This is a genomic window from Pseudomonas sp. DTU_2021_1001937_2_SI_NGA_ILE_001, from assembly GCF_032463525.1.
Taxonomy (GTDB): Bacteria; Pseudomonadota; Gammaproteobacteria; order Pseudomonadales; family Pseudomonadaceae; genus Aquipseudomonas.
Genome location: NZ_CP135971.1, coordinates 4,859,791 through 4,885,728, shown reverse-complemented (window position 1 = coordinate 4,885,728; position 25,938 = coordinate 4,859,791). Strand labels below are relative to the sequence as shown.

Sequence of the window (25,938 nt, the reverse complement as noted above, 5' to 3'; positions counted from 1 at the left end):
CGGCAGCATCGAAACAGTCCTCCCCTTCAGCCCTGCCCGGCCAGCGCCCGTTGCCGGGCGTTGTGCAGCATGTGCAGGGTGACCTTGCGGACTTCGGCCTTGCTGACCTCTATGTGGGCCTTCAATAACGACTGGGCTTGCTCACAGCGCCGACGCAGGATCGCCTCCAGAATTCGCGCATGCTCCTCGTAGGTGAGTTCGATGCGCGGCTGGCGGGTGAAATCCAGGCGCCGGATGATGCGGATCTTTTCACTGACCTCGGCGTGCAGGCGGGCCATCTCGCGATTACCCGCCGCCTCCAGCAGCTGGCAATGGAAGCGTTCGTCCAGCCGCGACACCTCGGCACCGTCCTGCAGGCGCGCCGCGGGCGCCACCTGCCAGGTCTGCACCAGTTGCTGCAGGGCCTCGGGCCAACAGGTGTCGGGCCATTCGCAGAGGCGCTTGACCGCTTCCATCTCCAGCACCACACGCACGTCGTACAGCTCTTCGAAGTGCTGGAAATCGAACGGCCGTACCTGCCAGCCACTGCGGAAATACACCTCCAGGTAGCCTTCGCGCTCCAAGCGATACAGCGCCAGACGCACCGGGGTGCGGCTGGCCGACATGCGCACGGCGATCTCGCTTTCGGAGAAGCGGTCGCCCGGCAACAGGCGAAACTCGAAGATGTCATCCTTGAGCTGCGCATAGATGCGCTCGGCAAGGCTTTCAGGGCGCTCCTTGCCACGCGGCGCCGGGCCGAGCAGTTGCATCTCAGGCGGCCTCTTCCGGGTCGAGCAGCAACAGGGCATCGCCCGGCGTCACCGCCTTGCCGGGCTGGCAACGCACCGACTTGACCACCCCGGCCACCGGGGCGACGACCGACAGTTCCATCTTCATCGCCTCGACCACCAGCAGCGGCGTCCCGGCCTCGACGCGCTGGCCAGGCTCGACCAGCACCTTCCACACGCTGCCGCACATCTCGGCGCTGACCAGGTGGCCTTCCAGGTCGGCGGCGTCTTCCTGCGCAGCAGCGGCCTTGGGTGCCTCGGGCTCGTCGTCCTGCCACAGCTGCACTTCGCTGTCGAACGCCGCCTTCTGGCGCGCCTGAAAGGCCGCGATGCTTTCGGCGTTGTCAGCCAGAAACGCCTGGTAGGCGGCGAAATCGAACTCGGAGTGCTCGATGCGCACTTCGGCACGCCCTTCGCGGAACGCCTCGCGGAACGCGTCCAGCTCGGCCTCGCTGACCGGGTAGAAGCGCACCTGGTCGAAGAAGTGCAGCAGCCAGGGCTGGCCATTGGCGAACTGCGGGTTCTTCACGTACTTGTTCCAGATCGGCAGGGTGCGACCGACCAGCTGGTAACCACCGGGCGAGTCCATGCCGTAGATACACATGTACATGCCGCCGATGCCCACCGTACCTTCGGCGGTGTAGGTGCGCGCCGGGTTGTACTTGGAGCTGAGCAGGCGATGACGCGGGTCCACCGGCACCGCGCAGGGTGCATCGAGGTAGACGTCACCCAGGCCGAGGATCAGGTAGCTGGCATCGAAGAGGATCTGGCGTACCTGTTCGCGGTCGTCGAGGCCGTTGATGCGCTGCAGGAAGTCCACGTTGTTCGGCAGCCATGGCGCTTCGCTGCGCACCGTCTCGCGGTAACGCTGCACCGCGCCGAGGGTGGCGCTGTCTTCGAAGGCCATCGGCAGATGAATGATGCGCGTGGGAATCTTCAGCCCGGCGACATCGCCCAGGCGCGACTCCAACGCCAGCAGGTGCTCGACCAGCGCCTGCTGATGCAGCACGCGGCTGTCGTAGCGCAGTTGCAGGGAACGCACGCCCGGCGCCAATTCTTCGAGGCCGCGAAGCGGCTCGGCCTTCAGCGCCTCCATCAGCAGGTGCACGCGCAGGCGCAGGGCCAGGTCGAGCACGTTGTCGCCGTATTCGAGAAGGATGTAGGCATCGCCGGCCTGGCGATAGACCACCCGTGGGCGGCTGCCTGCGGCCGGCAGCTCGGCCAGGATGGTTGCCGACGCGGTGCCGGCAGGCGCCAGAGCCGGGGCCGGCAGCGGCAGCGCGCTGATCGGCGCCAGGCTTTCGATGCAGCCCAGCTGCGCCTGCTCCAGACTCTGCGCCTGCTGGAAGCTGATCGGGTGAAAGCGCAGGCGGTCGCCCGGCTTGACCTGGCCGACCTTCCACAGCTCGGCCTTGGCGATGGTCACCGGGCAGACGAAACCGCCCAGGCTCGGGCCGTCCTTGGTGAGGATGACCGGAAAGTCGCCGGTGAAGTTGATCGCACCGATGGCGTATTCGCAGTCGTGCACGTTGGACGGATGCAGACCGGCCTCACCACCGTCGGCACGGGTCCAGCTCGGCTTGGGGCCGGACAGCCGCACACCCAGGCGGTTGGAGTTGTAATGCACCTCCCATTCGGCAGCGAAGAACTGCTCGATGGCTTCGCTGGTGAAGAAATCCGGAGCTCCGTGCGGGCCGTAGAGCACGCCGATGTCCCAGGTGGTGCCGTAGCGGGGGATCAGCTCTGGGTGCACCGCCTGCGGCACGCTGACTGGCGCGGGTGTGGTGCAGGCCGGCAACGCCGGTTGCGACACCGCGAGCATGTCGGAGGTACGCAGGATGCGCCCGGCATGCCCGCCGAACTGGCCGAGGGCAAAGGTCGAACGGCTGCCCAGATACAGCGGCACGTCCAGGCCATTGCGCACCGCCAGGTAGGTACGGCAGCCACTGCGCGCACGGCCCAGGCGCAGCACCTGGCCGGCGCGTACCGCCACCGGCTGCCAGTAGTCGATGGCCTGGCCATCCAGCTCGGCCGGGCAATCGGCACCGGTCAGGGCGATCAGTGCATCACAGTGAAAGCGCAGGCTCGGGCCCTGCAGGGTGAACTCCAGGCCGGCGGCACTGGCATGGTTACCGACGATGCGGTTGGCCAGGCGGAAAGCATATTCGTCCATCGGCCCGGACGGCGGCACACCGATGTCCCAGTAGCCGAGGCGGCCCGGTGCGTCCTGCACGCTGGAATAGGTGCCCGGCTCCAGCACCTCGATGACGCTGGCCTGGAAGGCGAAGTCATCGAGCAGCCGGGTCCACACCTGGCCACGGGCGAAGCGCTCGTCGGCCACCACCTGGCGCAGGTAGTCGAGGTTGCTGGTGATGCCGTGCAGGCGCGTGGCGGCCAGGGCAGCGCGCATACGCTCGATGGCCTCGGCGCGGTCGCGGCCATGCACGATCAGCTTGGCGATCATCGGGTCGTAGAAGGCCGACACTTCGCTGCCGGTGCTGACCCAACCATCCACGCGTACGTCGTCAGGGAAATACACATCGGTGAGTACACCGGGGCTGGGCAGGAAGTTCTTCAGCGGGTCTTCGGCGTACAGGCGTACTTCGATGGCCGCGCCCCGCGGCGCGCGCTCCAGGGCCAGCCAGTCCGGCGTCACACCGGCTGCCACCTGCAGCATGCATTCGATCAGGTCCAGGCCGGTGACCATCTCGGTGACCGGGTGCTCGACCTGCAGGCGGGTATTCACTTCGAGGAAGTAGAAATCGTCACGCGCGGCGTCGTAGATGAACTCCACGGTGCCGGCGCTGCGGTAGCTCACCGACTGGCCCAGTTGCACCGCTGCGGCATGCAGGCGTTCGCGGGTGGCCTGCGGCAGGTTCGGCGCCGGAGTTTCCTCGACCACTTTCTGGTTGCGCCGCTGCAACGAGCAGTCGCGCTCGCCCAGTGCCACGACACGGCCCTGGCCGTCGCCGAAGATCTGCACTTCGACATGGCGCGCCTGGTCGACGAAACGTTCGAGAAACACCCCGGCGTCGCTGAAGAACTGCTCGCCCATGCGCTTGACGCTTTCATAGGCGCTGCGCAGCGATGGCTCGTCGGCGCAGCGGGTCAGGCCGATACCGCCACCACCGGCGGTGGTCTTGAGCATGACCGGGTAGCCGATGGCGGCCGCCGCCTCGACGGCTTCTTCCAGGCTCTGCAACAGGCCAGTGCCGGGGGCCATGGGCACCCCCGCCTCGGCGGCCAGCTCACGAGCACGGTGCTTGAGGCCGAACTCACGGATCTGTCCTGGGGTCGGGCCGACGAAGGCGATACCGGCCTGTTCGCAGGCCTCCGCGAACTCGGCGCTCTCGGACAGGAAGCCATAGCCCGGATAGATCGCCAGGGCACCGGTTTCCCGAGCGGCAGCCAGGATCTTGTCGGTGCGCAGGTAGCTGTCGGCCGGCTTGTCACCGCCCAGGGCGATGGCCACATCGGCATCGCGCACATGCTGGGCATTGCGGTCGGCGTCGGAGTACACCGCGACGCTGCGTACGCCCAGGCGCTTGAGCGTGCGAATGGCGCGTACGGCGATTTCACCGCGGTTGGCGATCAGAACGGTATCGAACATGACAGGCTCCTTAGGCGCGTTGCGGGGCGTTGGCCGATTGGCTGGCGATGAACGCGCGCCAGCCGCCGAAAGCGGTGATGTCACGGGCACCCTGGATCGCCAGCGGCTCGCAGATGAAGCCCTTGACCCAGCGGCCGTCGGCCAGCTGCAGGTTGCCGATGCCCAGCGGTGGCGGGATTTCCGCGACGAATTCGCCGAAGCGCGCCAGCGGGATGTCCCACAGTTCGACGATGATCGCGCTGCCCTCCTGGCTGCGCGCCAGGCCCGGCTTGGGCGGCACGGTGCCGGGCAGTGCGTAGAGGCGGTAGTCGCTGGCGGTGAGGGTCTGCTCCACCAGCACCGCATCGCGGCTGGTGAGCTGGAAGTTCAGCGGCATGCCGGTCAGGTGCGCACCAACCACCGCCACCCGCACGCTGCCCGGCGCCTGCACCACAGGTGCCGGAGTCGGCAGGCGGCGCCCGGTGGCGCCCAGGGTCAGGTCCAGGGATTGCTGCCAGCGCTTGCCCAGGCTGGCCAGGGCCAGGTCGTGCCAGGCCGGCGCGAGGAAGGTGATGCCGGCCGGCAGGCCGTCGCCACGCAGGCCGGCCGGTACGGCCAGGGCCGAGAGGTCGGCCAGGTTGGTGAAGTTGGTGTAGGTGCCGAACTGGCTGTTGAACAGCACCGGTTCCTGGGCCATTTCACTGATGCGCCGGATGGTCGGCGAGGTCGGCACCACCAGGGCATCGAAGCCGGCCAGGCTGTCGTTGATCTGGCGCGACAGCTCGGCGCGCAGGTATTCGGCCTTGTAGGCATCGCAGGCGCTGTAGCGCTTGCCGCCCTCGACGATGCCACGCACCACCGGGTCCATGGTCTCGGGGTCGACGCCCTCGACCGCCACGGTACGCTCGGCCACCCAGGGGCCTTGGTAAAGCTGCTCGGCCAGGGTGCGGAACGGGCTGAAGTCGATGGTTTCCAGCTGCGCACCCAGGGCCTGCAGGTCCTTGAGGGCCTGTTCGAAGACCGCCTGGGTCTGCTCATCGGCGCAGAACTCCAGGCGGTCGGGCACCGCCAGGCGCGGTGCGGCGCCAATGGCCACTGGCGCGCGGTACGGGTTCTGGCGGCTGTAGGGGTCGGCGGCGTCATAGCCGCCGGCGAGCTTGGCCACCACTTCGGCGTCGTCGACGCTCAGGGCGAACACCGAGATGCAGTCCACCGAGCGGCAGGCCGGCACCAGGCCGGTGTTGGGCAGCCAGCCCTTGGTCGGCTTGAGGCCGACGATGTTGTTGAAGCCGGCCGGCACGCGCCCGGAGCCGGCGGTGTCGGTGCCCAGTGAAAACGGCACCAGGCCGCGCGCTACGACGCTGGCCGAACCCGAGCTGGAGCCGCCGCTGACGTAGTCGGGATTGAAGCTGTTGGGCACGGCACCGAACGGCGAACGGGTGCCGACCAGGCCAGTGGCGAACTGGTCGAGGTTGGTCTTGCCGATCAGCACCGCACCGGCGGCGCGCAGGCGCTGCACCACGGTGGCATCGGCTTCGGCCACGTAGGCGAAGGCCTCGCAGGCCGCAGTGGTCGGCCAGCCGGCGGCGTCGATGTTGTCCTTGATGGCGAACGGCACGCCGTACAGCGGCAGGCTGTCCAGGTTGCCACCCGCCGCGTCCAGGCGTGCCTGCAAGGCATCGAGCTGGGCCTCCAGCAGCGCCGGGCTGGCCAGGGTGATCCAGGCGGCATCGTCCTGGCTCAGGCTGCCCAGCAGGGCATGGAGCAGCTCGCGGGGCTGTTGAGCGTTACGGTAGAAACCTTGCCAGTCAGCAAGGGTGCAGGCGACGGGTGCTGGGGACATACACTGAGATTCCATCTTGTATCCAAGTTTGGAATCGTCAGAGCAAGGGCAATGCCAGAATTCATTTACCTAATAAATTCATATATTTAGCGAATTTTCGCGGGCTTTTCGCCCCCTTGTCGCGGCCTCGATGGCGCACGCTTTTCGCGCAGCACGCCTGAATGCGGTGCAACAGCCGCCCTGGCCTGACCCGATGGAAACCTGTGCGCGGCTGAAGCCGCGCCTACCGGTTGAACGCGATTTAGTAGAGGCACGCGGTGCCGGGCAGTGGCCGGTGGGACCGGCTTCAGCCGGGAAGCTTTTCGCGGCTGAAGCCGCTTCTGCCGGGTGAACACAATTTCGCAGAGGCACGCGGTGCCGGGCAGTGGCCGGTGGGACCGGCTTCAGCCGGAAAGCTTTTCGCGGCGGAAGCCGCTTCTGCCGGACAAAGTACGGTCCGCTTATAACGGGCTCAGGCCAGGCTGGCCTGCAGGCTCAAGCGAGCCTGTTCGCCCGGTTGCAGACCTTGCCGCAGACCGTGGCTGCCGGCCGCTTCGACGCGTACGAAGCCTTGCACCTCGTTGCCGCCCAGGCCCAGCAACGGCCGCTTGCCAGGGTGCCACACGGCCGTTTTGGGGCTGTCGTCGACATCGATGTTCAGCCCGCGCTGCCAGCCCGGGTCCTGCAGGCGCACGCGACCTTCGTGCTCGAAGACCTGCTCGCAGGCACCCTGAACGCGCAGTTCGCCGCTCTGCCGGCAGGTCTGGCGACGCAACTGGTCATAACCGGGCGCGCCATCCAGGCCCTGCAGGGCCACTTCGTTGACATCGCTGATGCGCCAATAGGCATGCAAGGCCTGGCTGAAATGACACGGCTCGCTGTCCTGGTGCCGGGTGCTCAGGTCCAGACGCAGGGTATCGCCCAGCTCGGCGTGCAGATCCGCCTGCCAGTCCCACAGTTGCAGGCGCCAGTGCAGGCGTACGCCGTGCTCCTCGGTCTGGCTGTCGAGCAGCTTCCAGTTCAGCAGCCGGGCCCAGCCATGCGCCGGCCAGCCGCTCTCCTCCGGGTGCCGCCCATGCCACGGCCAGCACACTGGCACGCCACCACGAATCGCCCCCACCGCCGGCCAGTGCGTGGCGCACCACAACCAGGGCTTCTGATCGCGGGGCTGGAAATGCACCAATTGCGCGCCCTGGCGGCTGAACGCCGCCTGGCAACGCGGGTGATCGATCAGCAGCACCTCATGGGCCTGGTAGCGCTCCCACTCGAACGTCGCACGCGGCCGGCGTGCGCTGAAGAATCGCTGCAAAGGATGTTCGTCCATCGCCCTGTCCCGATCGGTTCACCGCGAGCGCCGGCCATGGGCCGTCACCCGCACAAAAAAAGCGGGCAGCCAGGCTGCCCGCAAGCACACACGAACGCGTTTAGAACTTGGACTGGATCTTCAGGCCCGCGACCAGCGCATCGTCCACCTTGTCCACACCGCCAGGATGGCGGATGTACTGCAGGTTGGGACGCACGGTCAGCCAGTTGGTGACATGGAAGCCGTAGTAGATCTCGGAGTTGTACTCGGTGTCCTGCACCGGCAGGAAGCCAGGGTTGTCGTAGTCGCTGATGCCGCTGAGCTGGTTGACCAGACGGCGGCGATCCTGGGCGTCATCGTTGACGTGGATGCGCGCCACGCCGATGCCGATGTCATCCTTGGGCCGCGAGTCGAACGGGCCTTTGTAGACTAGGCCGAGGTTCTGGAAGTTGTCGATGTAGTTGGTGTCCTTGTCGTGGATGGTGACCGTGGCGAACACGCTCAGGCCCCGCGACGCATCGCCGTTGTGGGTGGTCAGCTGTTGCTGGCCTGCGACCCAGAAGCCGTGCTTGCTGCCATGGGTCTTGAAGTCGCCGCCCGACACCGGCTGCGGACGGCCATCGGCGCCCTCGTAGACATCGTCAGCCTTCGGCGTGCTGTAGTAGTAACCGACACGGTATTCACCGGGCAGCGCATTGACCTTGGGCGTCCACACCAGCTCGACCGGAATCAGTGCACCCTTGGTGCCGCTGCCGCTGAGCTTGAAGCCGTTGCCGATTTCCAGGTTGGAGGGGTTCTGCTCGAACACGCCGACCTGTGCATAGACCTCAGGGGTCAGGTTGTATTTGACCCGACCGCCCCACTGGCTTACTGGCCAGTTGTACCAGGTGTTCACGTAGTTGGCGGTCTGTGCGCCGCACAGGGTCAGGTTCTGGAAGTCGCAAGGGAAGGAGGCAAAGTCTTCACCCGGTCCGTAGCGACCGAATTTGAGGTCCAGGGCACCGTCGAAATACTTCTGCTTGATCCACATCTGGGTCAGGCGCCAGGTCTGGCCACGGCCCCAGACTTCCTGCGAGGAGCTGAGCGTACCGGCACGCGGGTCGCCGATGCGGTCGTTGGAAATGTTGCGCCCGCTGCGCTCGGTGATCGCCAGCTTGAACTCGGCGTCGTGCCAGCCGAAGGCTTTCTGCAGGTCGACCTTCAGGCCGAAGGCGAACTGGTCGCTGTAGCGTGCCGTGGTGTTGTCGTTGTAGCCGCCATCGAGGTTGCTCGCCGCTTCGCCAACGTACTCCAGGGAGAAGTCATAGCCTTTGTCCAGCAGCTCGGTGCGCGTCCCACCCCAGTCACCGGTCATCCAGGGCGAATCGGCACTGAAGGCGTCGGCCGCCTGGGCGCTGCCGGCCAGGGCCATGGCCCCGACCATCGACAGCTTGTGCGCCCAGTTCAGGCGTGGACGCGATTGCGCTTTGCTGTTGCTCATTGTTCTGGTCCTCGATTTATTGTTATTGCTTTGGGTCTTGCGACTTCCTTTGGTTGCAACCACGGCTGGCTGCTGGCAGCCCGGCCAGCCGCGGAGGATCACTTGCGGCTCAACTGTGTGACGTTGCCGCCGCGCTCGGCCCCGGCGGCACGGCCCAGCACGCCGAGGCGCTCACCGGTGGCCGCATCGAACAGCAGCACCCGGGCCGGATCGAACTGCAGGGTTAGGCTTTCGCCCACCTGCGGTGCCTGGTCCGGCGCCAGGCGGCAGCAGACCTTGGTCTGGTTGAGGTTGACGAACACCAGGGTGTCCGGCCCGGTGGGCTCCACCACCTGCACCTCGGCGCGCACACTGGGCAGGCCCTGGCTCTGGCTCTCACCGCTGGCCAGGCCGATCTGCTCGGGGCGAATGCCCAGGATCACGTCACGGTCTTCCAGCCCCGCATCGTTCATCCCCAACGGCAGCTCGCAGCGCGCCTGGCCGCTGTCGAGCAGCGCCAGCAGGCGGCCATCGCGACGTTGCAGGCGCAGGGGAATGAAGTTCATCGGCGGCGAACCGATGAAGCTGGCGACGAACTGGTTGGCCGGGTCGTTGTAGATCTCCCGCGGCGTACCGAACTGCTGGACGATGCCGTCCTTCATCACCGCCACCTTGTCGCCCAGGGTCATGGCCTCGATCTGGTCGTGGGTGACGTACACCGTGGTGGTCTTCAGGCGCTGGTGCATCAGTTTCATTTCGGTGCGCATCTCGACGCGCAGCTTGGCGTCGAGGTTCGACAGCGGTTCGTCGAACAGGTAGATCTTCGGCCGCCGCGCCAGCGCCCGGCCCATCGCCACACGCTGTTGCTGGCCACCGGACAGCTGCGCCGGCTTGCGTTCGAGCAGGTGCTCGATCTGCAGCAGCCGCGCCACCCGCGCCACTTCCTCGTCGATCTCGGCCTTGGGCAGCTTGCGGATCTTCAGGCCGAACTCGATGTTCTCGCGCACGCTCATGGTCGGGTACAGCGCGTAGGACTGGAACACCATGGCGATGTCACGATCCTTGGGGCTGGTGCTGCTGACGTCCTGGCCGTCGATGAGGATCGCCCCGCCGGTGATGCTTTCCAGGCCGGCGATGCAGTTCATCAGGGTCGACTTACCGCAGCCCGAAGGCCCGACCAGAATGAGGAACTCGCCGTCCTTGATCTTCAGTTCGATGTTTTTCAGGGTATCCGGCAAGCCGCTGCCGTAGCTCTTGTTTACGTTTCGCAGTTCGAGAGTCGCCATGCTTAAACCTTTTCAGTCAGCCCTTGACCGCGCCAGCGGTGAGGCCGCGCAGGAAGTACTTGCCAGCCAGGATGTAGACCAGCAGGGTCGGCAGCCCGGCAATCATCGCCGCCGCCATGTCTACGTTGTATTCCTTGACCCCGGTACTGGTGTTGACCAGGTTGTTCAGGGCTACGGTGATCGGTTGCGAGTCGCCGCTGGAGAACACCACGCCGAACAGGAAGTCGTTCCAGATCTGGGTGAACTGCCAGATCAGGCAGACCATGATGATCGGCGTCGACATCGGCAGCACGATGCGCCAGAAGATGGTGAAGAATCCCGCGCCATCCAGCCGCGCCGCACGCACCAGGGCGTCGGGGATGGTCACGTAGAAGTTGCGGAAGAACAGCGTGGTGAACGCCAGGCCGTACACCACATGAACCAGCACCAGGCCGGGGGTGGTGCTGGCCAGGCCCAGCTTGCCGAGGGTGAAGGACGCCGGCAGCAGCACGGTCTGGAACGGCAGGAAGCAGCCGAACAGCAGCAGCCCGAAGAACAGCTGCGAACCCCGGAAGCGCCACATCGACAGCACGTAGCCGTTCAGCGCACCGATAGCGGTGGAGATGATCACCGCCGGGAAGGTGATGCGGATCGAGTTCCAGAAGTAGCCATCGACGATGTCCCAGGCCTTGACCCAGCCGATGGTGGTGACCACCGCCGGCCAGCTCAGCAGGTTGCCACTGCCGATGTCCTCGGGGGTCTTGAAGCTGGTCAGCAGCATCACCACCAGCGGCACCAGGTACAGCACGCAAGCCAGCAGCAGCACGGCGTGGATCAGCAGCCGGTTGAACGAGAAGGTGTTATGCATGGCGCTTGCTCCGCAGTTCCGAGTACAGGTAAGGCACCAGGATGGCGAGGATCGCGCCGAGCATCAGAATCGCACTGGCCGAGCCCATGCCCATCTGCCCGCGGCTGAAGGTGAAGGCGTACATGAACATCGCCGGCAGGTCCGAGGAGTAGCCAGGGCCACCGGCGGTCATTGCCGCGACCAGGTCGAAGCTCTTGATGGCGATGTGCGCGAGGATCATCACCGCACTGAAGAACACCGGGCGCAGGCTCGGCAGCACCACGCGCCAGTAGATCAGCGGCAAGCTGGCGCCATCCATTTGCGCGGCACGGATGATCGACTGGTCGACGCTGCGCAGCCCGGCCAGGAACAGCGCCATCACGAAGCCGGAGGCTTGCCACACCGCAGCGATCACCAGGCAGTAGACCACGCGGTCGGGATCGACCAGCCAGTCGAGGCGAAAGCCTTCCCAGCCCCAGTCGCGCAGCAGCTTGTCCAGGCCCAGACCAGGGTTGAGCAGCCATTTCCAGGCCGTGCCGGTGACGATCATCGACAGCGCCATGGGGTACAGGTAGATGGTGCGGATCGCACCTTCACGGCGAATGCGCTGATCCAGCAGGACGGCGAGGATCACCCCCACCACCAGGCTGATACCGATGAACAGGCCGCCGAACAGCAGCAGGTTCTTGCTCGCCACCCACCAGCGGTCGTTGTCCATCAGCCGCGCGTACTGCGCCAGCCCCGCCCACTTGTAGGACGGCAGGAAGGTCGAGTTGGTGAACGACAGCACCAGGGTCCACAGGATGTAGCCATAGAAGCCCACCAGCACGATGACCATGCTCGGCGCCAGTACCAGCTTGGGCAGCCAGCGCTGCAGCGCATCGAGCGGTGAAGCCTTGTTGAACACAGCGACAGAACTCATCGTAAACATCCGGTCGGGTCGATTTCAGGCAGCAGCTGGCCGCAGCGCCCCACAGGAGGTGCTGGCGTCACTGACTGCATGGAGAACTGCATTGCGCAGGAGCGGCCTGGCCGCTCCTGCATCAGGCACTCAGCGGGCGGCCTTGATCGCCGCGGCGAGCTTCTTGGCCGCCTGCGCCGGGTCGGCCTTCGGATCGTTGATGTAGTTGGTCACCACATCGAAGATCGCACCCTGCACGGCCAGCGAGGTGGCCATGTTGTGCGCCATGCTCGGCTGCAGGCCACCGTTGCCGGCATCGGCCAGGAAGTCCTTGGCCGAGGCCTGGGCGCAACTGTCGAAGTCGTATTTGGTCATGTTGGCCAGCATGTCCTTGCGCACCGGGATCGAACCCTTGTTGATGCTGAAGACCTTCTGGAAGTCTTCGCCCAGGGCGACGCGGGCGAGGTCCTGCTGGGCGGCGATGTCGCCTTTGCGATCGGCGTTGAGCTTGAAGATCGCCAGGGAATCGACGTTATAGGTGAAAGCCTTGTCAGTGCCAGGGAAGGCTACGCACTGGTAGTCCTTGCCGGCGATCTTCTTGGCGGCAGTCCACTCGCTCTTGGCCCAGTCGCCCATGATCTGCATGCCGGCCTTGCCGTTGATCACGTCGGCGGCGGCGATGTTCCAGTCACGACCGGCGCGGTTGGGGTCCATGTAGGTGGCGATCTTCTTCAGCTCGGTGAAGGACTTGACCATTTCCGGGCCGGTCAGAGCCTTGTCGTCCAGCTCGACCAGCGCCTGGTGGTAGCCCTTGGCGCCCATTACCGAAAGCACCACGTTCTCGAACACGGTGCTGTCCTGCCACGGCTGCCCGCCATGGGCCAGCGGGATGAAGCCCGCCGCCTTGAGTTTTTCGGCGGCGGCGTAGAATTCGTCGAGGGTGGTCGGCGCCTTGTCCACACCGGCCTTCTTCATGACTGCCGGATTGATCCACAGCCAGTTGACGCGGTGGATGTTGACCGGCACGGCGACGTATTCGCCGTCGTACTTGACGGTATCGGAGACGGTCTTGTCGAGCAGCTCGTCCCATTTTTCCTGCTTGGCAACCTCGGTCAGGGTGTCGGTGGACAGCAGGCCCATGGCGCCCCACTCCTGAATGTCCGGCCCCTTGATCTGCGCCACGCCAGGCGGGTTACCCGCCACGGTACGACTCTTGAGCACGGTCATCGCAGTGGCACCGCCACCGCCGGCCACGGCGCCGTCTTTCCAGGTGAAACCGTCTTTTTCGACTTGTGCGCGCAGGACGTCGACAGCGGCCTTTTCACCGCCGGACGTCCACCAATGCACGACTTCCACCGAACCTTTGGGGTCGGCGGCCATGGCGGTGAGAGGAAACAGGGATGCGAGGGCGACAGCAGCAGCGAGCTGGGACAGAGAATTCATCGGTTCAACCTTTTTGTTGTTATGCGGGTGCAGATCTTTGCCTGCGCGTGAAGGCAGTCTAGCCAAGCGGATATTCCTCTTTGGTAACGAAGGGATGCGCGATGGTCACCGAATTGTGACATTTGATAGCGTTTGAATATCTCGACAGAAGCGGCCGCAGCCGCAAAGGCGCCTAGTCGATGCGCGGCAGGCACAGGGTGACGCGCAGGCCGCCGTCGCGAATGTTCTGCAAGCTCACCTCGCCGCCATGGCTGTGGGCGATGTTGCGTGCAATGCCCAGGCCCAGGCCGTAACCGGGCTGGTTGGAGGCCAGCCGCACGCTGGGCTCGAACACCTGTTCCAGGCGCTGCTCCGGCACGCCGGGGCCTTCGTCGTCGACATGCAGGACGAAGGCCTCGTCGCTGTCCTCGATGCGCAGATGCGCGCGATGGCCGTACTTGAGGGCGTTGTCGATGAGATTGCCGATGCAGCGGCGCAGCGCCAGGGGCTTGCCAGCATACGGCGCCTGCGCAGTGCCGTAGACAATCACCCGCCCCTCCCCACCGGGCAGCAGATACGGCTCGACCAGACAGTCGAGCAGATGGTTGAGGTCCACCGGCTCGATGTTCTCGTGGATGTCGGTGTCCTTGACGCACTGCAGGGCCCCTTTGACCAGCAGCTCCAGTTCGTCGAGGTCGCGTTCGAAACGCGCTTGCAAGGCCGGGTCGTCGAGCAGTTCGACGCGCAGGCGCAGCCGCGTGATGGGCGTGCGCAGGTCATGGGAAATGGCGCTGAACAATTGCCCACGCTCGGTCAGGTAGCGGCTGATGCGGTTGCGCATGGTGTGGAAGGCGCGGCTGACCTCCTGCACTTCGCTGCCGCCGCCTTCGATCTGCGGCGCGCTGTCGACATCCAGGGACAGGTCGCGGGCCGCGCGCGCCAGGCGCTTGAGCGGCCGACTCTGCCAGTGCACCAGCAGGCCGATGAACAGCAGCAGGAAGGCGCTGGTCAGGGCGATGGACCAGACCTGCTGCACCGGTGGCTGGGGATCTTCCAGCAGGGTGTAGGGCTCGGGCAGCAGCGAAGCGATGTACAGCCACTCACCGGGGGCCATTTCGATCTGGGTGACCAGCACCGGCGGATTGACCGGCTCCAGGGTCAGCGCGTAGTGGGCCCAGGAGCGCGGCAGTTCATCAAGCTTCAGGCCGCTGTTGAACAGCCGCAGGTCGTCCGGGCCGACGAACCACACGGCGATGCGCAACTGCCGCCCCAGCGACTGACGCAACACGTCGTCGACGGTCTGGATCACCGCGTCCTTGCGCGGCGTGGCGGGCAACTGCTGCATGTCCAGCGGGTGTTCGTTGAGCGAGACCACGAAGCGCGTACCGCCCATGCTGCGCAACTGGTCCAGCACCAGGGGGCGGTAGCTGACCGGCAGGGAGCGGAAGTAACTGACACTGGCAGCCATCGAATAGGCCAGGCTGCGCGCGCTGTTGAGCAGCCCTTCCATTTGCGTGGCCCGCAGCTGCGACAGCCAGATGACGCTGGACAGCGCCTGGCCGAGCAGCACCGCCAGCAAGGTGAGCAACAGCATGCGCCCGAGCAGCGAGCGCGGCAGCGGCAGGCGCCGCCCGCCGAACAGCTTAATGGCCGTGGCCCGGCTGGACGGTGGCGGCCAGCAGGTAGCCACTGCCGCGCACCGTGCGGATCAGGCGCGGTGGTTTTTCCGTATCACGCAGGCGCTGGCGCAGGCGGCTGACCGCCATGTCGACGATGCGCTCCAGCGGCATCGGCTCGCGGCCACGGGTGGCGTTGCCGATGGTGTCGCGGTCGAGGATCTGTTGCGGGTGGTCGAGAAACAGCTTGAGCAGCGCGAAGTCGGCGCCGGAGAGAATCACTTCTTCGCCATCGTTGTGGAACAGCCGGTGGCTGACCATGTCCAGGCGCCAGTCGTCGAAGACCAGGATCTCGCCAGCCGGGCGCTCCTGGCCGAACTGCGCACGACGCAGCAGCGCCTTGACCCTGGCCAGCAGCTCGCGGGGGCTGAAGGGTTTGCCCAGGTAATCGTCGGCGCCCAGCTCCAGGCCGATGACGCGATCGGCCTCGTCGGAGCTGGCGGTGAGCATGATGATCGGCACATGGGGCTGGCGCGGATGCTGGCGCACCCAGCGGCACAGGCTGAAGCCGTCTTCGTCGGGCAGCATCACATCGAGGATCAGCAGGTCACCCGGCGCCTCGTCGAAGGCCTGGCGAAACTGCGCGCCATTGGCCGTAGCGCGCACCAGAAACCCGGCGCGGCTCAGGTAGGCTTCGAGCAGCTCACGGATCTCCTGGTCATCGTCGACCAGGAGAATGGTCTTGTTGGCAGCACTCAAGAGAGTCGTCCCTGTTAACCATGGTTTTTGTTATGGGGCACTCTGGGCCTTACGCCTGGCCAGGCAGGTCCGCCGCCTCGGCGGGCCGCTCGATGGCATCGCTGTCGCCAAAGGCCTGTTGCAGGGCCACGCCCGCGCCCGTCAGCCCCGGATATTCAGCGGTGGCCAGCCATACCGGCAAGCCCTTGCAATAGTCGCTCATCACGCCCTTCTCGCCCATGGCGCGCTGAAAGCCGCTGTTGCGGAAGAATTCAGTGAAGCGCGGCACCATGCCCCCGGCAATATACACCCCGCCCAGGGCGCCGAGGGTCAGCACGTTGTTGCCCACCACCCGGCCGAGAAACACGCAGAACTGCTCCAGCACCGCCGCCGCCACCGCGTCGCCCTCCAGGGCCGCCTTGGTGATCGCCGCCGGCGACTTGAGCTGCGCCTCGATAGCGTCCAGCTCGCAACTGGCACGGTAGAGGTTCAGCAGGCCGGCGCCGCTGAGCACGGTCTCGGCGCTGACATGCTCGTGGGTCGCCATCAGGCGCGTCCACAACAGGGCTTCGCGGGCCGTGCCGATCGGCAGGTTGACGTGCCCGCCCTCGCCGGGCAGTGCCATCCAGCGACCGCTGCCGGTCTTGAGCAGGGTGCCGACGCCCAGGCCGGTACCGGGGCCGATCACCACGAAGGGCCGCTCCGGCTTGCCCTTGCCATGGCAGATGGTCAGGTACTCGTCGTCGCCCAGGCGGGTCATGCCCAGCGCCATGGCGGTGAAATCGTTGACCAGCAGCAGCTGTTCGATGTTCAGGTGCGAACAGAAGCCGGCACGGCTGAAGTGCCAGGCGCTGTTGGTGAACTGGAACTCGTCGCCGTCCACCGGCCCGGCGACCGCCAGGCAGGCATGGCTGACATCGCCGCGCTGCAGGTCGAGGTCCTGCAGGTACACCTCTACGGCCTGTTCCGGGCCGGGATAATCGGCGGTGGCGAATACCCGCACCGAGTGCAGCCGGTCATCCTCCCAGATGGCGAAACGCGCATTGGTCCCGCCAATGTCTCCTACCAGAGCCAGCTTCACTTGAGTCCCTCCAGGCTTGCGGTGAAGGCGCTGGCCCCCTGCTCCGCAGAGCTGAAGGCCTGGCGCATGAAACCGAACAACTCACGGCCACAACCCACGCTGCTGTCGATCTGCGCGGTGGCCGGTGTCCTGGCGGCCCATTCTCCCGGTTCGAGCAGAACTTGCAATGTTCCCTTGACCCCATCCACGCGGATCAGGTCGCCGTCGCGCACCAGGGCCAGCGGGCCGCCGTCGTAGGCCTCGGGGCATACATGGATGGCCGCCGGAATCTTGCCCGAGGCACCAGACATCCGCCCGTCGGTGACCAACGCCACCTTGAAGCCGCGGTCCTGCAGCACGCCAAGGAAGGGCGTCATCTTGTGCAGCTCGGGCATACCGTTGCAGCGCGGCCCCTGGAAGCGCATCACGGCGACGAAATCACGCTCCAGTTCGCCGGCCTTGAAGGCATCGGCCAGCGCCTGCTGGTCCTCGAAGACCCGCGCCGGCGCCTCGACCACCTGATGCTCGGGTGCCACCGCCGAAACCTTCATCACCCCGCGGCCCAGGTTGCCTTCCATCACCCGCAGGCCGCCTTCCGGCGAGAATGGCCGCGCCACCGGGCGCAGGATGTTCTCGTCGAGGCTGTGCAGCGGACCTTCGCGCCACACCAGCTGGCCGTCTTCGAGAAACGGCTCCTGGGTGTAGCGACGCAGCCCGTGGCCGGCCACGGTGTTGACGTCTTCGTGCAGCAGGCCGGCATCGAGCAGTTCGCGAATCAGGAACGACATGCCGCCAGCGGCCTGGAAGTGATTGATGTCGGCCTTGCCGTTGGGATAGACGTGGCTGAGGGTCGGCACCACGTCGGAGAGTTCGGCCATGTCCTGCCAGGTCAGCAGGATGCCCGCCGCGCGGGCGATGGCCGGCATATGCAGGGTGTGGTTGGTGGAACCGCCGGTGGCGTGCAGGGCGACGATGGAGTTGATGATGGCCTTCTCGTCGACGATCTCGCCCAGTGGCATGTAGTTGCCGCTCTGCCGGGTCATGCGCGTGACCTGCTGCGCGGCCTCGACGGTCAGCGCATCGCGCAACGGCGTGTAGGGGTTGACGAACGACGCGCCGGGCAGGTGCAGGCCCATCACTTCCATGACCAGCTGGTTGGTGTTGGCGGTGCCGTAGAAGGTGCAGGTGCCCGGCCCATGGTAGGACTTCATTTCCGAGTCCAGCAGTTCCTCGCGGCTGGCCTTGCCCTCGGCGTAGCGCTGGCGCACGTCGGCCTTTTCCTTGTTGGACAGCCCCGAAACCATCGGCCCGCCTGGCACCAGCAGGGTCGGCAGGTGGCCGAAACGCAGCGCGCCCATCATCAGACCCGGCACGATCTTGTCGCAGATGCCGAGCATCAGCGCGGCGTCGAACATGTTGTGCGACAGCGCCACGGCGGTGGACATGGCGATGGTCTCGCGGCTGGCGATGGCCAGCTCCATGCCCGGCTCGCCCTGGGTCACGCCATCGCACATGGCCGGCACACCGCCGGCGAACTGGCCGACCGAGCCGACCTCGCGCAGTGCCTGCTTGATGCGCTCCGGGAAGTGTTCATAGGGCTGGTGGGCGGAAAGCATGTCGTTGTAGGCCGAGACGATGGCCACGTTGGCGGCGTTCATCAGTCGCAGGGTCTGCTTGTCGTCGGCCCCGCAACCCGCCACGCCGTGGGCGAAGTTGGCGCATTGCAGCCGCGCGCGCATGGGCTCGTCGCTGGCCGCGTCACGGATCAGTTGCAGGTAGCGCTGGCGGGTCGGGCGGCTGCGTTCGATCAGCCGTTGGGTGACCTCTAGAATGCGGGGATGCATGTGATGAACTCCAGGCTCGGGTCTATGGTTACCCGTAAAGGATGCGGACATTCACCGGTCTGCGGCAGGACGGAAAGCGGCACGACCAGGGACATGACAGTGGACCTTACAGGTTTGTATTTGTAGGTTTATGAAAATATTGCCACCAAAAAGGCTTGTTTTCTATTTTCATGAGAATAATCTTGTAATTCAAACAACAAATCGACTGAGGACGACTTCATGGCTCTTCGCATTGCAATCAACGGTTTTGGCCGCATCGGTCGTAACGTCCTGCGCGCACTCTATACCCAAGGTTATAGGCAAGACCTGCAGGTCGTCGCCATCAACGACCTGGGCAACAGCGAGATGAACGCCCACCTGCTGCGTTTCGACACCGTCCATGGCGCCTTTGCCGGCACCGTCGAATGCGACAGCGAAAGCCTGACCGTCAACGGTGACCGTATTGCGGTCAGCGCCATCCGCAACCCTGCCGAACTGCCGTGGAAGGCCCAGCAGGTCGATGTGGTGTTCGAGTGCACCGGGCTGTTCACCAGCCGCGAAAAGGCCGCCGCGCACATCGCCGCTGGCGCCCGCAAGGTGATCATCTCCGCACCGGCCCAGGGTGCCGATGCCACCGTGGTCTACGGCGTCAACCATGACGTGCTGCGCCAGTCGCACCAGATCATTTCCAACGCCTCCTGCACCACCAACTGCCTGGCCCCGGTGGCCCAGGTACTGCATCGTGAGCTGGGCATCGAAAGCGGCCTGATGACCACCGTGCATGCCTACACCAACGACCAGAACCTGATCGACGTCTACCACACCGATCCTTACCGTGCCCGTTCCGCCACCCAGTCGATGATCCCCAGCAAGACCGGCGCCGCCGAAGCCGTGGGCCTGGTGCTGCCGGAGCTGGCCGGCAAGCTCACCGGCATGGCGGTGCGCGTACCGGTCATCAACGTTTCGCTGGTCGACCTCACCGTGCAACTGCAGCGCGACACCACTGCCGATGAAGTCAATGCGCTGATGAAAGAAGCCAGTCAACACTCCCGCGTGCTGGGCTACAACAACCTGCCGCTGGTGTCCCACGACTTCAATCACAACCCGCTGTCGTCGATCTTCGACGCCAACCACACCAAGGTCAGCGGACGCCTGCTGAAGGTGCTGGCCTGGTACGACAACGAATGGGCGTTCTCCAACCGCATGCTCGACAACTGCCTGGCGCTGCACAACGCTTCCTGAGCGGCAAGCTGCAAGCAAGAGTGAGTCGCCGCCTGTGCGAAGCACTTGAACTTGCAGCTTGAAACTTACGCTATTGATAAGCATTATCATCGGCTCGTTTTCAGTGCGAGCCTTCCCGTGCCCCACTCTCGCTTCAACGCTGTGTTTCAGTCCCAACGCGACGTGCTGCTGAAAATCCTGCAGCGGATGGTCGGCAGCCGCAGCACCGCCGAAGACCTGCTGCAGGAAACCTGGCTGCGCGTCACCCGTGCCTTGAACGAGCGCGGTGTCGAGCACCTCGAACCTTTCGTCTACCAGACCGCCCGCAACCTGGCCCTAGACCACCTGCGCGCCCGGCGCGTCCGTCAGCGCACCCTGGTGGAGGACGTGTCGCCCCAAGAGCTGGAGAGCGTCGCGGCGCAGCTGGGCTCGCCCGAGGACTGCGCACATGCCCGGCGCCTGCTCGACAGCCTGGGCGCGCGCCTCGGCCAGCTCAGCCCACGCCAACAGCGGATCTTCGTGCTCAGCCGCCTGCACGGTTGCAGCTACCAGGAAATCGCCGATGCGCTGAATGTCTCGCCCAGCACCGTGCAGAAGGAGCTGAAGCTGATCATGGCGATCTGCATCGGCGTCATCGCCAGGCTTGACCCCGCCTGAGCGCTCACCAAAACTGCCCTCCATTCAAGCTTCTCCGAGGATGACCGTGGCCGTACCCCCTCATCGCCCGCAAGGACCTGCCGCCCGGGCAGCGGACCAGCGCGCAATGGATCAGGCCCTGGACTGGCTGATCGAACTGGAAAGCGCCGATTCCGCCCAGCAGGCGCGCTTCCAGGCCTGGCTGCGCGCCGACCCGGCGCATGCCGAAGCCTTCGCCCAGGCCGAGGCGATCTGGAACGGCCAGGTGATACGCGACACGGCCAATGCCCTGGGCGCCCGCACCTCACGCCGGCAGCGCCTGCGCGCCTGGATTCGGCCGATGGTCGCGGCTGCCGTGCTACTGGGCATCGGCTACGGCATCGACCTGCCGCTACGCCTGCAGGCCGACCACCTCACCGTGGCCGGCGAGCGCCAGCGCCTGCAACTGGCCGACGGCTCCAGCGTGCTGCTCAATACCCGCTCGGCATTCTCCAGCCAGATCGACAGCCAGCATCGCGAAGCACGCCTGTACGAGGGCGAAGCCTTCCTCGACGTTCCCGAAGCCCGGGGCCTGCCCCTGGAAATCGCCGCCGGGCCGCTACGCGTCAGCACCCAGGGTTCGGCGCTGTCGCTGCGTTATCTGGATGGCCAGGCCAGGGTGCAGGTACAACGCGGGGCGGCGGATATCCATGCCGCCTCGGGGGGCGCGCGCCTGCGCCTGGCAGCCGGTGACAGTGTCAGCCTCGGGCCGGACGGGCTCGGCCAGCGCCAGCGCCTGGACCCGGCTCGCGACCTGGCCTGGGTGCAGGGACGCCTGGTGTTCGACAACTGCCCGCTGGGCCAGGTCCTCGACGAGCTGCGCCGCTACTACCCCGGCCTGATCGTCACGGCCAGCCCGACCCTGGCGAAGGTCAACGTCACCGGCAACTACCGCCTCGATGACCCGCTGGATGTGGTGCGTTCACTGGCGCAGGTCACCTCGGCGAGCCTTCACGAGCTGCCCAGGCTGCTGATCCTCAACTGAAATCCCGCTGCGGCGCACTCCCCAATCGAAATCTTTTTACGTGGTTTGCGGCGGTCGTTCGTCTAGTCATGGCCAATGCAACTGATTCGCATTACAAGCCATCAGCCATGACTCAAAAAAGATGCACGACAGGGAGCCCTTTCCGATGCCATCCGCCGTTTCATCCTCTGCTCATCCTTGCGCCAGGTTCGCTCCATCGTTGCTCGGCCTGGCCCTGCTGGCCGCAGGATTGCCAGTGTTTCCGGCGTTCGCCGCGGAAGCCGCGCCGGTCGCACAGCACAGCGCCGGCCAGTATCGTTTCAACATCGCTCAACAGCCGCTGGCCACCGCCCTCAACGAATTCAGTCGGGTCACCGGCTGGCAGGTGGGCGCCACTTCGGACCTGACCCGCAACACCACCTCGCCCGGCGCAGAAGGCCAGCTTTCCGCCGAACAGGCACTGGAGCGGCTGCTGGCCGGCACCAGCCTGAGCTATCGCCGCGCCGGCACGCAGAACGTCATCCTGCAGCGCCGTGCGGCGAACGGCACGCTGGAACTGCAGCAGACCACCATCAGCGCCACCCGCCAGGCCCAGGACATCACGGCGGTCAGCAGCACCGTCAGCGTGCAGGGCCGCGAGCAGCTCGACCGCGACAACGTGAACAGCATCCGCGACCTGGTGCGCTACGAACCGGGGGTTTCGGTAGGCGGCGCCGGCCAGCGTGCCGGTACCAGCGGCTACAACATCCGCGGTATCGACGGCGACCGCATCCTCACCCAGGTCGACGGCGTCGAGGTGCCCGACCGCTTCTTCAGCGGCCCTTACGCTCAGACCCAGCGCAATTACGTCGACCCGGAAATCGTCAAGCGCGTGGAAATCCTCCGTGGCCCGGCTTCGGCCCTGTATGGCAGCAGCGCCATCGGCGGCGTGGTCAGCTACTACACCCTGGACCCCTACGACATCATCAAGGCGGGCCGGGACTCCGGCGCGCGGCTCAAGGCCGGCTACAGCTCCGCCGACGACAGCTGGCTGACCTCGGCGACCCTGGCCGGTCGCCACGATGACGTCGACGCCCTGCTGCACCTCAGCCAACGCAATGGTCACGAGACCGAATCGCACGGCGGCCGCGGTGGCGACGGCCTGACGCGCACCCAGGCCAACCCGCAGGACGTGCGCAGCACCAACGTGCTGGCCAAGCTGGGTTGGAACTACGCCGACGACGACCGTCTGGGCCTGACCTACGAGCGCTACAAGGATGACCGCGACACCAACCTGCGCAGCGCGGTCGGTGGCCCCTTCAACGCCGGCAGTGGCCTGGGCATGTATCAGTCACGGCTGGGCAACGACACCATCAGCCGCGAACGTTTCGGCATCGACCAACGCCTGGCCCTGGACAGCCGGCTGGCCGACCAGTTGAAGTGGAGCCTCAACTACCAGAATGCCAAGACCGACCAGTCCACCGACGAGCGCTATTTCCCGTTCTCCCGGGATGTCTATCGCACCCGCGAGACCACTTACCGGGAACGCCAGTGGATCTTCGACCTCCAGGCCGACAAGGCCTTCAGCCTGGGCGCTACCGAACATCAGCTAACCTACGGCGCCACCCTCAAGCAGCAGAAGGTCACCGGGCTGCGCAGCGGCTCCGGCACCTGCGCACGGGTGTTCGGTTCCTGCCGCGCGGTGGGCGCCGACAGCCCCGGCGATCGCCTGCTGCCGACCAGCGACTTCCCGGACCCGACCCTCACCAGCCGTGCGCTGTTCATCCAGGACCAGATCGCCTGGAACGCCTGGACCTTCACCCCCGGCCTGCGTTACGACCACACGCGCCTGGAACCGAAGCTGACCCCGGAATTTCTCAATTCGCTGAGCGCCGAAGACCGCAGCCAGGTCCGGGAAAGCGAGCGGACCTGGCACCGGGTATCGCCCAAGTTCGGCGTGACCTACGCCTTCAATGAGCACTACACCGGCTACGGGCAATACGCCGAAGGCTTCCGCACGCCGTCGGCCAAGGCACTGTATGGTCGCTTCGACAACCCCAGCCTGGGCTACTCGGTCGCGCCCAACCCCAACCTCGACCCGGAAAAGAGCAGAAGCCTGGAAACCGGCCTGCGGGGCCGCTTCGACACAGCCTCGTTCGATGTCGCGGTGTTCTATAGCAAGTACCGCGACTTCATCAACGAGGACGCCCTGAGCCCGGGCTACAACCAGGTGACCTTCCAGTCCAGCAACATCCGCCACGCCACCATCAAGGGCGTGGAACTCAAGGGCCGCCTGGAACTGGCAGGCCTTGGCGCACCACAAGGCCTGTATACCCAGGCGGCGCTGACCTACCTGCATGGCCGCAACGATGACAGCGGCCAGCCGCTCAACAGCATCAACCCGCTGACAGGAGTATTCGGCCTGGGCTACGAGCAGGACACCTACGGCGGGCTGCTGAGCTGGACGCTGGTCAAGCGCAAGACCCGCGTGGACGACAGCACTTTCCACACCCCCGATGGCGTCTCCAGCCAGTTCAAGACGCCAGGCTTCGGCGTGCTGGACCTCAGCGGCTACTACAAGCTCAGCCAGGACCTGACCCTCAGCGCCGGCCTGTACAACCTGACCGACAAGAAATACTGGCTATGGGATGACGTGCGCGGCTACGACGGCGTAGGCGAAGCCGGGGTGACCGCTCCGGCCAATCTGGATCGCCTGACCCAGCCTGGGCGCAACTTCAGCGTCAACCTGGTGTGGGACATCTGAGCACGCCACAGCGGGTCGCGCAGCTGGCGCGACCCGCGCTTTTTTTACGCGCCAGCCGGCGCCCATTCGTCTAGTCAACAGCCCACCTGCCCCCCCCACAAGGATGATTCAATGAGCAGCACCGAACTTCGCTCGCAACGCCTGAACCAGATCACCCACGAACCGCATGCGCGCCTCGACCAGCTGGTCAAGGCCCAAGCGCCCTTCGCCAGCCTGCCCGGCTATACGCGCTTCGTGAAGGCCCAGTACCTGTTCCAGACCGAACTGCAGGCCCTTTATCGCGACCCGCAACTGGCCATCCTGATAGGCGACCTGCCACAACGCTGTCGCGCCACCCAGGCCGCCGCCGACCTGGCAGACCTCAACGCGGCGCTGCCGGCCGGCTTGCCAGGCGCCGTACAGCAGCCGAGCCAGGCCGAGGCGCTGGGCTGGCTGTTCGTGTCCGAGGGTTCCAAACTCGGCGCAGCCTTTCTGATCAAGCGTGCCGAGGCCCTGGGCCTGAGCCAAAGCTTCGGCGCCCGTCACCTGGGCGAACCCGAAGGCGGCCGCGCAGCCGGCTGGAAAAGCTTCACGCGTATGCTCGACACCCTGCCGCTGACGGCCGAGCAGGAGGCCGAGCTGGACCGGGGCGCCCTGGCGGCCTTCGAACGCTTTACCGTTCTGCTGGAGCATGCCTATGCCGACGCGCCACAGGCCGAGACGGTCCAGGCATGACATTGGCGACCAGCCTGTTAAGCTTGCCGGGCTTTCAAGTCCACCGATCATGACCATGACCTACAGACCACCCGGCTCACGACTCTCGCGCCTGCTCTTCGGCATCCTCGCCTATACCAGCCTCGGTATAGGCATCATCGGCATTTTCGTGCCCGGCCTGCCCACCACCGAGTTCGTGCTTCTGGCGGCCTGGGCAGCCACGCGCAGCTCGCCGCGGCTCAATGCCTGGCTGGAGAACCACCGGCTGTTCGGGCCGATGCTGCGCAACTGGCGCAATGGCCGCCTGGTCTCGCGGGCCAGCAAGATCAGCGCCACGATCAGCATGCTGGCCTGCGCCATCCTCATGCTGTGCCTGCTCAAGCATGTCTGGTGGCTGTACCTGGCGATCGCCGGCATGGCCATGGGCAACCTGTGGATCTGGTCGCGGCCAGAGCCCCCCAGGCAGCCGCAACTGACCGACGACAATCGCTGAACCCGCCCGGCAGGGTAGTGTCTACCCCGACACATACACCTGCCTGCGTGGGAGCCCGTCCATGTTCGAGCCTGGCCATCTGCATATCGTCCACAGCGCACTGCAAAAGACCGATCACAGCTTCGACATTCATCTGCGCTACCAGAAAGTCGAGGATCCCGCCGAAGGCACCTGCATGAGCTTCGACATGCAGGGCGAGATCGACGGCAAGGCGTTCAACGAGACCTTCGTGCTGCCCCGCGACCTGGCCTTCAACTTCGCCCACGAAGCCAGCCGCATCGCCATCCGCCATGGCCTGCCCAATCCCGCCGGGCTGCCCATTGCCCAGCACGCGGATTACGACCGGATGTTCGAAGACATTCGCGCCCAATTGCATGCCAGGTCCGGCGAACCGGTGAAGCCCGAGCACCTGGAGCGCTGATCCGCACGGACCGGTCGACAAGTCGTCACCACGCGATAACCAGACAGCATCGGTACAGGACTTGCCCGTCGCGCCAAGGCATACTGGCGTCCTCTTCGGCTGCCCTCTTTAGCCCG

General features: G+C 65.8%; 20 protein-coding genes. 7 read left to right on the top strand and 13 right to left on the bottom strand.

The features are described 5' to 3' along the window. Positions 1-26 precede the first annotated feature (26 nt). The 13 genes from RRX38_RS21345 to edd all read right to left on the bottom strand — a co-directional run bounded on the left by RRX38_RS21345 (position 27) and on the right by edd (position 18,633). Entirely contained in the window at positions 27-749 is a 723-nt protein-coding gene (locus RRX38_RS21345) for a GntR family transcriptional regulator (protein WP_295471264.1), read from the bottom strand. A gap of 1 nt (position 750) precedes the next feature. Beyond that, positions 751-4,377 carry an urea carboxylase gene (gene uca / locus RRX38_RS21340; RefSeq protein WP_315960568.1) on the bottom strand — a complete coding sequence of 1,209 codons (3,627 nt, stop codon included), beginning with the start codon at positions 4,375-4,377 and terminating at the stop codon, positions 751-753. A gap of 10 nt (positions 4,378-4,387) precedes the next feature. Continuing rightward, on the bottom strand, positions 4,388-6,199 hold the full coding sequence (gene atzF, locus RRX38_RS21335) for an allophanate hydrolase (protein ID WP_315960567.1): 1,812 nt from the start codon (positions 6,197-6,199) through the stop codon (positions 4,388-4,390). A gap of 451 nt (positions 6,200-6,650) precedes the next feature. After that, complete coding sequence (locus tag RRX38_RS21330) at positions 6,651-7,502, bottom strand: D-hexose-6-phosphate mutarotase (RefSeq protein ID WP_315960566.1); 852 nt, start codon at positions 7,500-7,502, stop codon at positions 6,651-6,653. Positions 7,503-7,602: 100 nt separating this feature from the next. Beyond that, positions 7,603-8,904: a carbohydrate porin gene (locus RRX38_RS21325; protein ID WP_315962719.1), complete on the bottom strand. Its 1,302-nt coding sequence runs from the start codon at positions 8,902-8,904 to the stop codon at positions 7,603-7,605. A gap of 155 nt (positions 8,905-9,059) precedes the next feature. Next, entirely contained in the window at positions 9,060-10,226 is a 1,167-nt protein-coding gene (locus RRX38_RS21320; protein ID WP_315960565.1) for a sn-glycerol-3-phosphate ABC transporter ATP-binding protein UgpC, read from the bottom strand. Between the two features lie 16 nt (positions 10,227-10,242). Then, positions 10,243-11,073, bottom strand: coding sequence for a carbohydrate ABC transporter permease (locus tag RRX38_RS21315; RefSeq protein ID WP_295471272.1), 831 nt, complete (start codon positions 11,071-11,073; stop codon positions 10,243-10,245). After that, positions 11,066-11,974, bottom strand: a complete 909-nt coding sequence (locus tag RRX38_RS21310) for a carbohydrate ABC transporter permease (protein WP_295471273.1) — start codon at positions 11,972-11,974, stop codon at positions 11,066-11,068. The genes RRX38_RS21315 and RRX38_RS21310 overlap by 8 nt, the downstream gene beginning before the upstream one ends. Before the next feature lie 129 nt (positions 11,975-12,103). Further along, positions 12,104-13,396 (bottom strand): ABC transporter substrate-binding protein, encoded by a 1,293-nt coding sequence (locus tag RRX38_RS21305; protein WP_315960564.1) that lies wholly within the window; start codon positions 13,394-13,396, stop codon positions 12,104-12,106. Positions 13,397-13,568: 172 nt separating this feature from the next. After that, positions 13,569-14,969, bottom strand: a complete 1,401-nt coding sequence (locus RRX38_RS21300; RefSeq protein WP_315962718.1) for an ATP-binding protein — start codon at positions 14,967-14,969, stop codon at positions 13,569-13,571. Between the two features lie 49 nt (positions 14,970-15,018). Beyond that, positions 15,019-15,750 (bottom strand): response regulator, encoded by a 732-nt coding sequence (locus RRX38_RS21295; protein WP_295471276.1) that lies wholly within the window; start codon positions 15,748-15,750, stop codon positions 15,019-15,021. Between the two features lie 49 nt (positions 15,751-15,799). Next, on the bottom strand, positions 15,800-16,810 hold the full coding sequence (locus RRX38_RS21290) for a glucokinase (protein ID WP_315960563.1): 1,011 nt from the start codon (positions 16,808-16,810) through the stop codon (positions 15,800-15,802). Next, positions 16,807-18,633: a phosphogluconate dehydratase gene (gene edd, locus RRX38_RS21285; RefSeq protein ID WP_295471279.1), complete on the bottom strand. Its 1,827-nt coding sequence runs from the start codon at positions 18,631-18,633 to the stop codon at positions 16,807-16,809. Before edd ends, RRX38_RS21290 begins: the two co-directional genes overlap by 4 nt. Before the next feature lie 219 nt (positions 18,634-18,852). On the opposite strand from edd, the gene gap reads away from it, so the two are divergent. The 7 genes from gap to RRX38_RS21250 all read left to right on the top strand — a co-directional run bounded on the left by gap (position 18,853) and on the right by RRX38_RS21250 (position 25,822). Continuing rightward, entirely contained in the window at positions 18,853-19,854 is a 1,002-nt protein-coding gene (gene gap, locus RRX38_RS21280; protein ID WP_295471281.1) for a type I glyceraldehyde-3-phosphate dehydrogenase, read from the top strand. A 117-nt stretch (positions 19,855-19,971) separates the two neighbouring features. Then, positions 19,972-20,490: an RNA polymerase sigma factor gene (locus RRX38_RS21275; protein WP_295471283.1), complete on the top strand. Its 519-nt coding sequence runs from the start codon at positions 19,972-19,974 to the stop codon at positions 20,488-20,490. A gap of 106 nt (positions 20,491-20,596) precedes the next feature. After that, positions 20,597-21,493 (top strand): FecR family protein, encoded by an 897-nt coding sequence (locus RRX38_RS21270; protein ID WP_315960562.1) that lies wholly within the window; start codon positions 20,597-20,599, stop codon positions 21,491-21,493. 145 nt (positions 21,494-21,638) lie between these two features. Then, on the top strand, positions 21,639-24,215 hold the full coding sequence (locus tag RRX38_RS21265; protein WP_315960561.1) for a TonB-dependent receptor: 2,577 nt from the start codon (positions 21,639-21,641) through the stop codon (positions 24,213-24,215). 111 nt (positions 24,216-24,326) lie between these two features. Then, positions 24,327-24,929 carry a biliverdin-producing heme oxygenase gene (locus RRX38_RS21260; protein WP_315960560.1) on the top strand — a complete coding sequence of 201 codons (603 nt, stop codon included), beginning with the start codon at positions 24,327-24,329 and terminating at the stop codon, positions 24,927-24,929. Between the two features lie 49 nt (positions 24,930-24,978). After that, positions 24,979-25,401 carry a YbaN family protein gene (locus tag RRX38_RS21255; protein WP_410524842.1) on the top strand — a complete coding sequence of 141 codons (423 nt, stop codon included), beginning with the start codon at positions 24,979-24,981 and terminating at the stop codon, positions 25,399-25,401. A gap of 61 nt (positions 25,402-25,462) precedes the next feature. Continuing rightward, on the top strand, positions 25,463-25,822 hold the full coding sequence (locus tag RRX38_RS21250; protein WP_295471289.1) for a DUF5064 family protein: 360 nt from the start codon (positions 25,463-25,465) through the stop codon (positions 25,820-25,822). The last annotated feature ends 116 nt before the right edge of the window (positions 25,823-25,938 follow it).